Source organism: Marinobacter salicampi (genome assembly GCF_011074795.1).
Taxonomy (GTDB): Bacteria; Pseudomonadota; Gammaproteobacteria; order Pseudomonadales; family Oleiphilaceae; genus Marinobacter; species Marinobacter salicampi.
In genome coordinates, this window is sequence record NZ_JAAMPF010000012.1 from 430,228 (window position 1) to 441,941 (window position 11,714).

General features: G+C 57.2%; 13 protein-coding genes and 1 pseudogene. 10 read left to right on the forward strand and 4 right to left on the reverse strand.

All coding sequences use genetic code 11. The features are described 5' to 3' along the window. Positions 1–271: 271 nt before the first annotated feature. Both G7W63_RS06695 and G7W63_RS20175 read left to right on the forward strand, forming a co-directional pair. Positions 272–1,177, forward strand: coding sequence for an NAD(P)/FAD-dependent oxidoreductase (locus tag G7W63_RS06695; RefSeq protein ID WP_166255009.1), 906 nt, complete (start codon positions 272–274; stop codon positions 1,175–1,177). Then, positions 1,122–1,622, forward strand: coding sequence for a DMT family transporter (locus G7W63_RS20175; RefSeq protein ID WP_423202276.1), 501 nt, complete (start codon positions 1,122–1,124; stop codon positions 1,620–1,622). The genes G7W63_RS06695 and G7W63_RS20175 overlap by 56 nt, the downstream gene beginning before the upstream one ends. A 361-nt stretch (positions 1,623–1,983) precedes the next feature. On the opposite strand, the gene G7W63_RS06705 is transcribed toward G7W63_RS20175, so the two are convergent. Both G7W63_RS06705 and G7W63_RS06710 read right to left on the reverse strand, forming a co-directional pair. Further along, positions 1,984–3,006 (reverse strand): hypothetical protein, encoded by a 1,023-nt coding sequence (locus tag G7W63_RS06705; protein ID WP_166255012.1) that lies wholly within the window; start codon positions 3,004–3,006, stop codon positions 1,984–1,986. Between the two features lie 384 nt (positions 3,007–3,390). Beyond that, entirely contained in the window at positions 3,391–4,686 is a 1,296-nt protein-coding gene (locus G7W63_RS06710; RefSeq protein ID WP_166255015.1) for a flavin-containing monooxygenase, read from the reverse strand. 314 nt (positions 4,687–5,000) lie between these two features. Here G7W63_RS06710 and G7W63_RS06715 point away from each other — a divergent pair, with 314 nt between their 5' ends. Together G7W63_RS06715 and G7W63_RS19805 are read left to right on the forward strand one after the other, a co-directional pair. Beyond that, positions 5,001–5,966 carry an FAD-binding oxidoreductase gene (locus G7W63_RS06715; RefSeq protein WP_207308900.1) on the forward strand — a complete coding sequence of 322 codons (966 nt, stop codon included), beginning with the start codon at positions 5,001–5,003 and terminating at the stop codon, positions 5,964–5,966. An 18-nt stretch (positions 5,967–5,984) separates the two neighbouring features. After that, positions 5,985–6,386, forward strand: a complete 402-nt coding sequence (locus tag G7W63_RS19805) for an FAD-binding oxidoreductase (RefSeq protein ID WP_207308901.1) — start codon at positions 5,985–5,987, stop codon at positions 6,384–6,386. Positions 6,387–6,391: 5 nt separating this feature from the next. On the opposite strand, the gene G7W63_RS06720 is transcribed toward G7W63_RS19805, so the two are convergent. After that, complete coding sequence (locus G7W63_RS06720) at positions 6,392–8,053, reverse strand: PQQ-dependent sugar dehydrogenase (RefSeq protein ID WP_166255018.1); 1,662 nt, start codon at positions 8,051–8,053, stop codon at positions 6,392–6,394. Between the two features lie 378 nt (positions 8,054–8,431). Here G7W63_RS06720 and G7W63_RS20180 point away from each other — a divergent pair. Both G7W63_RS20180 and G7W63_RS06730 read left to right on the forward strand, forming a co-directional pair. Further along, positions 8,432–8,546, forward strand: a pseudogene (locus G7W63_RS20180) (transposase domain-containing protein); the annotation flags it as partial. Between the two features lie 82 nt (positions 8,547–8,628). Continuing rightward, positions 8,629–9,453, forward strand: a complete 825-nt coding sequence (locus G7W63_RS06730) for a MipA/OmpV family protein (protein ID WP_166255021.1) — start codon at positions 8,629–8,631, stop codon at positions 9,451–9,453. Positions 9,454–9,587: 134 nt separating this feature from the next. Here the strand turns inward: G7W63_RS06730 and G7W63_RS06735 are convergent, their stop codons facing one another. Further along, positions 9,588–10,148, reverse strand: a complete 561-nt coding sequence (locus tag G7W63_RS06735) for an AMIN-like domain-containing (lipo)protein (RefSeq protein ID WP_166255024.1) — start codon at positions 10,146–10,148, stop codon at positions 9,588–9,590. A 208-nt stretch (positions 10,149–10,356) separates the two neighbouring features. Between G7W63_RS06735 and G7W63_RS06740 the strand changes: the two genes are divergently transcribed. The 4 genes from G7W63_RS06740 to G7W63_RS06755 all read left to right on the forward strand — a co-directional run bounded on the left by G7W63_RS06740 (position 10,357) and on the right by G7W63_RS06755 (position 11,570). After that, entirely contained in the window at positions 10,357–10,602 is a 246-nt protein-coding gene (locus tag G7W63_RS06740) for a type II toxin-antitoxin system CcdA family antitoxin (protein ID WP_166255027.1), read from the forward strand. Further along, on the forward strand, positions 10,602–10,919 hold the full coding sequence (locus tag G7W63_RS06745; RefSeq protein WP_166255030.1) for a CcdB family protein: 318 nt from the start codon (positions 10,602–10,604) through the stop codon (positions 10,917–10,919). Before G7W63_RS06740 ends, G7W63_RS06745 begins: the two co-directional genes overlap by 1 nt. 125 nt (positions 10,920–11,044) lie before the next feature. Beyond that, the gene (locus G7W63_RS06750) at positions 11,045–11,317 is read left to right on the forward strand and encodes a type II toxin-antitoxin system Phd/YefM family antitoxin (RefSeq protein ID WP_166255033.1); all 273 of its coding nucleotides are present in this window, start codon (positions 11,045–11,047) and stop codon (positions 11,315–11,317) included. Then, complete coding sequence (locus G7W63_RS06755) at positions 11,298–11,570, forward strand: Txe/YoeB family addiction module toxin (protein ID WP_166255036.1); 273 nt, start codon at positions 11,298–11,300, stop codon at positions 11,568–11,570. The genes G7W63_RS06750 and G7W63_RS06755 overlap by 20 nt, the downstream gene beginning before the upstream one ends. Positions 11,571–11,714 lie beyond the last annotated feature (144 nt).

Genomic DNA, 11,714 nt, shown 5'->3' on the forward strand with positions numbered 1-11,714 from the left:
TTCTCACCATGAGCACGGTAGCCTACAGACGGCACAAGTCGTAACCTGTAGTTCGGCGCCTGGGGCTGGTAGTCCCCGATTTTGCTCTTAACACGTTTGACCTCGGCGATGACTGAACGGTGCACCTGATTGGGTATCGCCTCTGGGCCAGGTTCCGGTCTGCTTATTTCAGCAGAGCCGTCGTGATTCGCCCCACCGCGGTTTTGCGCTGCGTAACCCACACCGGCATTCGCCGATGTGTTCGCGCCCCACCTATTGCAGGAGACAGGCAATGCCAGATTTAGAATTCACCGCCTGTATCATCATCGGTGCCGGGCCGGCTGGCATGACAGCGGCGCTGTACCTCAACAGGTTCCACCGCGAAGTGACCGTGCTCGATGCCAGCAACAGCCGCGCGCGCTGGATTCCGAAAACCCATAACTGCCCGGGCTTTCCGGACGGACTGGGTGGCCATGAGTTGCTGGAACGGCTGCAAACCCAGGCGATGGAGTACGGCACAAGGGTCACCCAGGCCAAGGCATCTCGGTTAGAGCACGTGGAGGGTGGTTTCCGGGTGACAGACACCCGGGGCGGGCAATACCTCGGACGTACAGTACTGCTGGCGACCGGAAGCGAGGACGTACTGCCGCGACAACCCTGGGTGGAGGACGCGATCCACTGCGGGGCGATGCGCTTATGCGCCATCTGCGACGGCTTCGAGGCCAGCGATAACGATCTCGCGGTGTATGGTCCACTGCGTTCAGGTTTCGATCATGCCAGATTCATGCGCACCTTTTCGGCCACAGTGGCGCTGGTGCAAAGTGACGACGAGCCAGTGGACCCAAAGCTGCGTCAGAGTGCAGAGGACTGGGGCATCGCATTGATGGAAAAACCGGTTGACCTGGTGTTCGATGGGACGCGCTGCGGCTTCATCGACGCAAACCGAGAACGTCGCGACTTTGAGACGGTCTACCCGGTTCTAGGCAGTCGCTCTCAGGCAACCCTGGCCATTGAGCTGGGCGCGAATGCGGACAAGGAAGACAAACTGACGGTGACTGCGGGCCAGATGACGTCGATCGATGGCCTGTATGCGATCGGTGATGTCGTCAGTGCGCTGAGCCAGATATCGGTAGCTGTAGGGCATGCTGCGGTCGCGGCCACCAATATCCACAACGCGCTGCCGCGTAATCTGCGTTAGCTGCTTCAGGGGATGCTGCCGTGTCTTACGGGCTCGCGGGCGTTTACGGACGCAGATCCAAAGCCATGGCGTAAACCCGATCTTTACTGCGTCAGGACAGGTCACAGTATCGTCACTCCTGATGACTCCTCTCACCCTGGCCGTAAACGGCCCTGGATTTAACCGGCCCCAACGCCGGGACCTAGGCCGCGATGATCGGGCTTGGGTGCTGTCAACGGCGGTTGCCTATGTGCTCTATTGCAAAATCCTGGAAGCGTCGGGGGCCACTAATTTGCTTCTGGTGACTTTGCTGATTCCTGTCTCTGCGATATTGCTGGGTTCACTGTTTCTCAACGAATCGCTGGAAACGGTCCACTTTGTGGGAATGGCACTTATTGCGGTTGGGTTGTCGGTTATCGATGGAAGATTATGGCGGCGGCGGGTGGTTCCTAAGGTGGCCTCTTGAAACAACTCTGGCCCGGTTCCGCCTGCGGTGCCGAAACACTGACTACAGCCGAAGGCCAACGTTCACCCAAGGTCTTGGCTAGCCTTTTCGCGCGATGATGAACACCGATTCATGGCTACTGCCCTGGAGGTTTAACGCAGAGCGCAACTCCAAGGCTGTTGATCTTGTCGTCGAACAGCTCCGCGATGGCCTTCTGTTCAAGGGACTAAAAGACCAGCGACTACGTTTTCGGGTTGGGGGCGGAGGCAGTCATGCCCAGCTTGAATTCAGAGTCACTAAAGTTAATGCCTAGCATGACCAATCAAAAGGCGCAGACAGGGCCACATAGCGGGGCCCATGAACGGCTCTTATCTGCACGGCTCTAAGGATTGCCGCAAGCTTCGGTTCTGACCGTAAAGCTCCACCATGGCGTCCAGGGACCAAACTGCGCCGGGTTCGCGGCTGCGTTCTCGATTCTCCGTACTCGCCATTGATGGCTCTCGCCAGCGGTCAGAAGCACGGCTGTGTCGTTGAGGTTGTGCCTGACGACCTTGCAGAACTCATTGAATACGGCGGCATCCGGATGGTCTATGTCTAACAGTCCGGCCAGAGGGCCGGACGAATCCGGATCAAGGGACGCACAGTCTTCTCCGCCAATCTTTTCCACCATCACCTGATAGTCCCCTGGTCGCGCGGTGACTATTTCGTCACCCTGCCATACCCACCTCAGCGGAACAGTGGTCGATCCGCTCCCGGCCTGGGTTGGCAGACCTGCACAGGTTTCGCCATCTTCCGGGTCAAAAAGCTCAATCGGGGGCACCGGTACTGGTGGCGGAGGCGGGCAAGGCATGGGGTTGCATGGCGGGGGCGGCGGCGCGGCGGCGTTGCGCACCAACTCGATCTCACCATAAGGCATCGGTGCCTCAATGAGATTGTCGTCGCTCGCCGGTGCGTCGAGTCGCTCGAGGAACCACTGGAATCTAAAGCTCCCGGATGAAAGGCCCCAAAGCGTGACGGTACAGCGCTCCGAATTCTGCGCGATGCTCTGGCAGGTCAGGTTCGTAACGAGGCTTGCTCCCGGACCCCGCGTCGGCGCCACAACCTGTCCGTTTATCGTTTGCACGCGTGAGAAACCGAACAGTTTTTCGGTCTGGGCCGTATTCCAGGTGCCCATCTTGTAAACTGCCGTAAGTTGTAGTGGTGAAGTCTGCGGTAGCGTTACGGAACCGGGATCGTAAACATCCGTAATCTGCGGCACCGCCTGGGACAAAGTGTCGACCGTCCCGCAGGAGGATAGCGCCAATTGCACAACCGCGATGCCCAACCCGACAAGCGCTTTACCAGGAAAACCAATTGATGAGACCGCTCGTGCTGAAGCCGGCCGCGTTAAGGGCTGCTCGTCCATAGCATCTGCCTCCTTGGAGGTAGCTGAAGCGGGCAGCCTCTTGTCGCGCATGGAGACGTGTGGCCCGACTGCAATAATTCCCAGAAAACACGGCAGCAACGTGCGGTTCGGTAGCCCCTGGTTAATTCCTATAAGAAACTATGCGCCTAAAATGAACGGCACGCCATTTAATTGCATGCATAACTGAATCAAAAGTGCTGACGCCTCGCGAGCGTTGCAAAGAGTTTCCGGAGTGACTTGGACCGTCCGTAGCAGCGTTTTCAGGGGGCTTAATTGGCTCAAGCGGGTGCATAAAGTCAAAGTCCTTTGGGAACACCGCCAGAACTACTTCGCACGTTTTACGGCTACCATACATCAAGGGTTTATGCGGACGGCCTGTCCCCTTCAAGGCATGGGCATCGGCCGTTTCCAGGGATGGCAGATCGCGAGCCAGAGATACTTCAGATACCAGACAGCAAAAGGGTAGTTGCCACGATCCTGCGCCGCCAGCAACTTGACCAGATCATAATGGTTGGTGAAAGATGAACACGGCGGCTTCACAAACACCGGCGTTCCCCCGATGTGAGAGATGATGGACCTGGCCACGTGGGCGTAGGCCCAGGGCGTTGAGGTGTTGGTTTCGAGCACACCCGGCGCCAGCAGGAAGAGGTGGGGCGCCTCGGCACTGAGAAAACCCGAGTAACAGCGGCTGCTGATTTCGTTGAGGCCCTTTGCGCTGGAAAGCCCCTCCAGGCCGAGGAAGCCGAAGTCCACGCCATAGCCTGTCCCCCAGAGCAGCAGATCGGTTTCAATCTGCTCACCATTTGACAGTTCGACGGTCTTACCGCGCAGCGAACGTATTTCACCCTGATGGCGTGAAATTTTTTCGAAATTTGCAATCATGCCAGGCCGTCCCGGTATGAGTTGGTCGCGTCGGATGTCGAAGTCCGCCTCTGGCATGATCGCGTTGATGCCTGCTTTTGCGTACCTCGCCCGCAGATCCTTATTGGTCAGCCGGTGGACCAGGCCCGCCGGCAGGCACAACATCTGGTACCTGGCCAGCACCCGCATGTCGATACCAAGGTGTTTGACCCGGCGTGTCGGGCGCATCCACCTAGTAGAACGATAGACCCAGGTGACACTGCGGGCGCCGTGGGCGAAGCAGAGGTCCAGAAGGTCGTACGCCGAGGCACCGCCGCCCACGACGGTGACACGCTTGTCTCGCAAGTCCTCGGGATCCCGCAAGGCGGAGGAATGATGTTCGGCGACCGAAGAGTCGGTGCGCTCCAGTTGCGGGACGAAGGGACGATTGTGACCTCCAGTGGCGGCGATGAGCCAGGTCGCCTCATACTCCGCGGTATCTGTTGTCAGGCGCCAGCCGTTGTCGCACGGTCGGGCGCTTGTTACAGATTCATTCAGGCGGATATAGGGTAAGAGTTCAAAGCGCTCCACCCAGGCTTCGATATTAGCCAGAATGGAGGCCTGGTCCTCTCCGGCGAGCGGCAGATTGCCAAGAGTCCAGTCCTCCTTGCGGAACTGGATGTCCTGCCAGGAAGGGAGGTCCCGCCACAGGCCTCCGATGCGGTCTCCTCGCTCCAGAAGCAATACGTTCAACCCGGCGTCTCTGGCATATTTCAAACAGATGATGCCGCCAATGCCCCCACCCACGATCACAAGATCGAGGCCTTCAGGACTGTTCATGAGGGGGCGTGCTTTGTGAGGCGCCGGGTCATCGGATGCTCCTGCGAATGCGGTGGCATTCCCGGGAAGGTCGGGATTGATCGACGCATTGCGGTCAATTATTAAGCTACACCCTGCTGAAGCACAGCGCCAATCGTTCACGCAAGAAGACGTCCGGCCTTTGGCGTCAAACCGCCTACCTGCACATTGCTTAATGCAAAAATGGCTAACGGATCCGCCATAGTCCCTAAACGGTCTAATGACGCGCTGGTGTTCCCGCTTAATGGGCGCAAGATAGAGAAACACGCCTACGGGGCAGGGGCAGGGAGAGCGACATGACCAGGTTACCGCCAGCAGCGATTGATACCTTCAGAGGCCTGTTCAGTGGCCCCATGTTCCAGCCGGCAGACGCCGGATACCACGAAGCCCGCCAGATCTGGAATGCCATGATCGACCGAAAGCCGGCGCTGATTGTCCAGTGCCATTCGGCGGAGGATGTGGTGGCTGCAGTCAACTTTGGTCGTGACCAGTCAATGCTGATTTCGGTCAAGGGCGGTGGACACAACATCGCTGGCAACGCCGTGTGTGACGATGGCCTGATGATCGATCTGTCGCCAATGAGAGACGTTGAAGTCGATGTTGTAAAACAGCGTGCTTTCGTAGGGCCAGGCTGCACACTGGCGCATTTTGATGCAGCGGCCCAGGCCCATGGCCTGGCGACACCGCTGGGTATCAACTCCACCACGGGAGTTGCGGGCTTGACTCTGGGTGGCGGCTTCGGCTGGCTCAGCCGCAAGTTTGGCATGACAGTGGATAACCTGGTTTCTGTGGACATGGTCACCGCCGATGGGCGCCAGACCCGCGCCAGTGCCACAGAAAACCCGGACCTGTTCTGGGGCACCCGGGGCGGCGGCGGTAACTTTGGCATTGTGACCCGGTTCGAGTTCCAGCTGCACCCGGTGGGGCCAGAGCTGTTGAGTGGTCTGATCGTGTTTCCATTCAACCAGGCCAAGTCGGTGCTGACTCAGTTTGCACGATTCACCGAAACCATGCCCGATGAGCTCAGCGTATGGCTGGTAATTCGCCACGCGCCACCATTGCCCTTCCTGCCTGATTCGGTCCATGGCGAGCCCATCATCGCCCTGGCGATCTGCTACGCAGGGGACCCGGAAATCGGCGAAGAGCTGATCGCGCCTCTGCGCTCGTTCGGCAAGGCCCATGGGGAGCATATCGGTGTTCAGCCCTACGTTAACTGGCAGCAGGCGTTTGACCCATTGCTGACCAACGGCGCACGGAACTAATGGAAATCCCATAATTTTGTGGCGCTGACCGACGACGTCATCCGGGTTGCGATGGATTACGGCAACAAGCTACCCTCCCCCCACTGCGAGATCTTTATTGCCTCCATTGGGGGGCAGACCGGCCGGGTCTCCGACGACGCCATGGCCTATTCCAACCGCGACGCCAACTATGTAATGAATGTGCATGGCCGTTGGGAAACCGCCGGCGAAGACGATCAATGCCGCCAATGGGCCCGCGATTTCTTCGGGGCCGCCAGGCCTTACGCCAGCGGTGGTGCTTACATCAACTTTCTGTCCCATGATGAAACGGACCGGGTCGAGTTTGCCTACGGCTCCGCCTACAAGCGGCTGGTAGAAATCAAGCAGAAGTACGATCCGGAGAACCTGTTCCGGGTGAACCAGAATATCAGGCCCCGTTGAGGTTTTCAGTCCGCGCCAAGGTCGTCTGTCGGGTCGATGCGAATGATCTCACCTGATGCGTGGTCGGTCAGCAGGTAGAGTTCGCCCTCCTCGCCGACGATGACATCGCGAATGCGCTTGTTGAGCTCGTGAAACAGGCGCTGATCGGCGACCAATTCGCCGTCCTCGAGGTTCAGCCGGAATACGCCACGCCCGGCAAGACCGCTGACGAGCAGGTCGCCGTTGAATTCCGGAAACCCGTCGCCCTGGTAGACCGTAATCCCTGATGGAGCGATCGACGGCGTCCAGTGATTGATGGGCCCCCGCATGTCTTCAAGCTGGTCGTGGGGCGTAATGCTGGAGCCGGGGTAGTTGATGCCCTCGGTCGCCAGCGGCCAGCCGTAATTCACCCCGGGCTCGATGATGTTGACCTCGTCACCACCGTAGGGTCCGTGCTCGCTTTCATACAGCCTTCCGGAATCCGGATCGTAGAACAGTCCCTGTGGGTTTCGGTGTCCGTAGCTGTAGATCTCCGGTCGTTTATCCTCCTGCCCGACGAATGGATTGTCGTCCGGCACTGAGCCGTCCATGTTCAGCCGGACCAGTTTGCCGATGTGATTACCCAGGTCCTGCGCCTCCTCCCGGAAATCGAAGCCATCGCCTACCGACACGACCAGGGTGTCATCAGGAAGGAACACGATGCGCGATCCGAACTGCACGGTGGTGTCCTTCAGCGGCTTCGCCTGGAAGATGGGGTGGAAATTCTGCAGCTCGTCGCCCTTGAGCTCGCCGCGTCCGACACAGAGATTATTGGCCTCGACCGAGCCGCAGGCATAGCTCAGAAAAAGCGTCCGGTCCTGCTCAAAATGCGGTGAAAGCTCCATGTCCAGCAGCCCGCCCTGCTCGCCGAAAACAACCTCGGGCACAGCATCAAGGGGTTCTTTCAGCAACGCGCCCTCGCGGTCAATGATGCGAACATCACCGGTGCGCTCAGTGACCAGACGTCGCCCGTCGGGGAGTTGCACCATGCTCCACGGATACTCAAGCCCTTTGACAACAATGGCGACCCGGTAGTTTTCCAGCGGGTAATCATCGATGGCCAGTTGGCGCTCCGGGCGCATGGTCACATGGAGGGCGAAAGCCGCAACCAGTACGGCGACCGGAAACGCCAGATGGGTCCAGGTGAACCCTATCTGCGACCGGAATTCGGGCTTGCCGCTGGTGCGCGCGAAGACCCAGGCCCCGATAATGCCGGTGGCCAGCATGGCAATAAAGCCGTTGACGTGGCGTGTCGCAGCGATCAGCGTCGGGATCGCCGCGATCTCGTTTGAGAAGACGAACGCCACCGCCAGGCCCACGGCACCTGCGCCACCAAGCAATACCGAGCGCAACCTGGGCCACTTGCGCGTCAGCCACAGGGCCGTGGGAAACGCGAACAGAAACGCAACGCCGACGAGCAAGGCGTAGAAAGGCGCGAACGTGAGCAGATCATGGAGGATCGTCCGCTGCCAATCGCGCCAGTTCGCATAAGACCCCATCTCGAGCACGCTGATAATATTCACCGTGGACTGGACCAGGGAGCCGAGTATGGAAGTGACCAGCACGGCGAACAGCCAGGGCAGCAGATTGCGTCCCAACATTCTCAAGGATTTCCTGAACGCCTTGAGGCTTAAAGATCCAGTGGGCATGGGTTTCCTTGTCGTCTTGGGTTCCTTTGTTTTCACGAGGATGCGGTACCCCCCGTATACGACATCAGCAACACACCGCACCCCGGAGTTGTGCGCTGGCTGCCGGGCCCAACCTAGCAATGGCGGTTTTAGCGGTCAAATGTCGTCCGGTGAGAGCAACCCAACCGCAGAGAAACCGGCAGAGTTGACGCGGTTAATCAGACAGCAAGATTCAGATTGTCTGTACAGATTATAGCGCTTCACCACACTGAAGCTCGCGGGCGTAGACGGCCCTCTGGACCTAACTGGCCCCAGTGCCGGCACCTGGGCCGCGATGATCGGGCTTGCGGTACTTTCGATGGCAGTTGCCTACCTTTGAAATAGATCTGTCCCGGTCTCCCCTATGCCTACCTAAAAGATGTTCTAACACGACTGCTGACGCATAAAAACCACGCCATTGATGAGCTATTGATTGCCTCACAACTGGAAGCCGGCTATACCTGACAAGGTGTGATGGCCGGAAGCTTACCTTAAAAATAATCATCTATAGTGATGAGTAAGTCGTGTTACCACCTACTGCTTGCAAGGGGAAAACGATGAAAAAAATAGTCCTCCAAGTCGCCACATTTCTCGGCGCACTTTCATGTTTTGGATCGTCAAACGCGGCGGAGCCGAGAACCGCTCTCGTTCCGCTTCCTTCTATCGTCGATTTTACAGATGGCGACGGTTGGGGTGTTGGGCTTGGGCTGGGCGTTGAATATGAGACTGCTTATGAGGGTTCGGACGAATTCGAGTTTGAGATCGATCCGGCTGGGGGTGTTCAGTGGCGGACTGGTGACCACATTTTTTTCTGGGCAGGTGAAGCCATTGGGTGGCGAACATTGGCCAAGGATGCCTGGTTGATTCAAGCCTCTGTAGGCTACGAAGAGGGCCGTGAAGAGGGTGATTCAGAAGATGGCAGACTGGATGGGTTAGGCGAATCGGATTCTGGGGTGGCATTGCTGTTGGAAGTGCGTCATGCCCTTGCAGAAGATTGGCGTTACTTTTTAGACGGCCGTGTATTAACAGGAGAAATCGGTACGCTAGGGATTTTCGGCGCAGGCACCTGTTTGGCTTGCGAACCTGATGGCACTGGCTGGGAAATTGGCGCTGCTGTCACTTTCCACGATAGTGAGTTAGCCAACCGGGACTTTGGTGTGGACAGACGGCAATCCATCGATTCAGGTCTTCCGGAAACCGATGTTGATAGCGGGTACAGATCATTTGGTATCAATGTTAGCTATAGAAATTACTTGAACGAAAACTGGCAGATTTTCGGTGAAGCTCTTTACGAAGCCTTTGGGAGTGACGTTTCAGATAGCCCAATATCTCGGAATGATTATGAAGCGGAGATCGGTGTTGGCTTCATTTATGTTTTTTGATGTTTCTCAGGCCGCCTGCAGAAACGGCAGCGTCTTTTCCAGGACCTCCGTCGGCCTCTGCGTATAGCAAGAGTTCGGTTTGCGGCACCACTGAAAATAGATCTGTCCGGGTTTCGGGTTCAGGGCGGGCGGTTTCAGTGCCGCACCTCGACAACGAGGCGCGACGGACTGCTCAATTCGCGGACCTGATAGCGGTTTGGCGACTCAACGCCAAAGACCCATGTCACCACAGCCTCGAAGTCACACGTCAGCTCCAACTCAGAGAGCACGGGCAGGTTGGGCCTACGCTCACGATTGGTGACCGTCGGCTGCCCCTCCGCGGTGTGCGCTTTCGCCGGATACATCCGGACCTCGAGCCAGCCATCACCGGTCAGGTGCGCGACCTTTCCGGAGCCGCACTTCCGCACGGGCTGGTCGATGTACCCGGTGTGATAGCCCGGGACCTGCTCATCAAACTCAAAGACCACCCGATCAAAGCCCTCGTGGGTGCCGGTACGGACGGCGACAAGCCTCGAGGTGGGCAGATCCGGTCGAGGGTGGTCAATAATGCCGGCTGTCCACGCTGGCGCCTGAACGGCCTCCCGCTCTGCATTGGCTTGCGGCGAGTGGTCTCTCTCCTTCGCTCCACCGCCGCACCCGGCCACCGTGAGACTGACGATTAGGGCCACCAGCCCAGCCTGGTCGTGGATGTTCATACCCCTCCTCGTTCGTCTGGTTACTGCTGCGCTTGGTTATATTGGCGAGGTATTTGGCCGCACCGAAAATAGATCTGTCCCGGGTTTCCAGTCCCGGGTTTCCACAAGCGTAGGCACGCCCGACAACAGCCATTGGTTAAATGCTTGCATGCGCATAGCCATGCGCATACGATCAAGCTGTGCATTGAAAGTCTACTTGGAGGCCCTCATGGCCGAACTCTATAATTCAGCCGCCCCCAAAAAAGCAGTGAACCTCTCAATCAATAGCGATCTGCTGCGTAAAACCCGGGAACTGAACATTAACTTGTCTGCCACCCTGGAACGAGCTCTGAAAGAAGAGCTTTCGAAACGCGAAGCCGCACAGTGGGTTGAAGAAAATCGCGCTGCGATAAAAAGTTACAACGATTTCGTCGAACAACATGGATGCTTCGGCGACGAGTTCAGGGAGTTCTGATGCCACAGTTCGATGTGTACCCCAACCCGAGCAAAATCAGCATGGCCCAATACCCTTACCTTGTGGATATTCAGAGCAGCCTCCTGAGCGATTTGGCAACTCGCATTGTTATCCCTTTGGGCAAACGTTCTGCCTTCGGTGGCGAAGCCATGCAAGGGCTCACTCCGGAAATCAGCTTTGCCGATCAGGAGCTGTTGCTGTTAACTCCGCAAATTTCCTCCGTGTCTGAAAAATATCTCAAGAGCCCCATTGGCTCCCTCTCACATTTCAGAGACCAAATTGTTGGGGCTCTGGACCTGGCTATCACCGGCATTTAACGCTGCCAACACGGGCAGCTTTGTAGTGGAGGCGAAGCCGCAACAAAAAAGCTGTCGCTGTGCTTGGCCTTGTTAGGGCTATTGCGCTATAGTTGTACGGAGTTTCCGTACGTGATGGTGGAGCTATGGACATAATCAGTGTAAACAAATTTAGAGACAATCTGAAAAACCTTGTCGAGCAGGTCATTAGTAGACACGAACCCCTCAAGGTAACGCGTCGTGCCGGAGAGGCTTTCGTGGTTATTAGTGCTGAGGACTGGGAGAGAGAACAAGAAACCCTGCACGTTCTCCAGAACCGAGACCTGATGCAACAGATTGCGGCCTCCCTCAATACTCACAGCCGTGGCCAAGGATTCACACCTGATGATGAGCAGATGAATGAGATCACTGGTATTTGAGGGCAATACCTGGGAAGCCTATGAAAAGATGCGCGAGAAAGACAAAAAGCTGCACAAGGCTCTCTGCAAATTGTTGAAAGAAATGCTCCGGTCTGAAGATCCATCCACTGGCACCGGCAAACCTGAACCGCTCAAACACAACTTATCAGGCCTGTGGTCAAGACGCCTCTCACAGAAGGATAGGCTGATATACCGGTTCGATGATAAATCCATTTATATTTTCGCCATTGGTGGACACTACGATCAGCCCTAACACCCAAGCATTTAATGGTCGTGCGCAGCATGACCATTAAATGTCTGTTGGACTAAGCCGCCGGCACCGAAGCTGTCGGGTGACGCATAAGGGTAAAGTAATCGGGAGGCAAGTTTCGGAACGGTGAGGCTGGCTGCCGAAGGA

Excerpts from the sequence above, each read along its gene's own strand:
- G7W63_RS06695 (WP_166255009.1), top strand. The coding sequence starts at position 272 with ATGCCAGATTTAGAATTCACCGCCTGTATCATCATCGGTGCCGGGCCG.
- G7W63_RS20175 (WP_423202276.1), top strand. The coding sequence starts at position 1,122 with ATGCTGCGGTCGCGGCCACCAATATCCACAACGCGCTGCCGCGTAATC.
- G7W63_RS06705 (WP_166255012.1), bottom strand. The coding sequence starts at position 3,006 with ATGGACGAGCAGCCCTTAACGCGGCCGGCTTCAGCACGAGCGGTCTCA.
- G7W63_RS06710 (WP_166255015.1), bottom strand. The coding sequence starts at position 4,686 with ATGAACAGTCCTGAAGGCCTCGATCTTGTGATCGTGGGTGGGGGCATT.
- G7W63_RS06715 (WP_207308900.1), top strand. The coding sequence starts at position 5,001 with ATGACCAGGTTACCGCCAGCAGCGATTGATACCTTCAGAGGCCTGTTC.
- G7W63_RS06720 (WP_166255018.1), bottom strand. The coding sequence starts at position 8,053 with ATGCCCACTGGATCTTTAAGCCTCAAGGCGTTCAGGAAATCCTTGAGA.
- G7W63_RS06730 (WP_166255021.1), top strand. The coding sequence starts at position 8,629 with ATGAAAAAAATAGTCCTCCAAGTCGCCACATTTCTCGGCGCACTTTCA.
- G7W63_RS06735 (WP_166255024.1), bottom strand. The coding sequence starts at position 10,148 with ATGAACATCCACGACCAGGCTGGGCTGGTGGCCCTAATCGTCAGTCTC.
- G7W63_RS06740 (WP_166255027.1), top strand. The coding sequence starts at position 10,357 with ATGGCCGAACTCTATAATTCAGCCGCCCCCAAAAAAGCAGTGAACCTC.
- G7W63_RS06745 (WP_166255030.1), top strand. The coding sequence starts at position 10,602 with ATGCCACAGTTCGATGTGTACCCCAACCCGAGCAAAATCAGCATGGCC.
- G7W63_RS06750 (WP_166255033.1), top strand. The coding sequence starts at position 11,045 with ATGGACATAATCAGTGTAAACAAATTTAGAGACAATCTGAAAAACCTT.
- G7W63_RS06755 (WP_166255036.1), top strand. The coding sequence starts at position 11,298 with ATGAGATCACTGGTATTTGAGGGCAATACCTGGGAAGCCTATGAAAAG.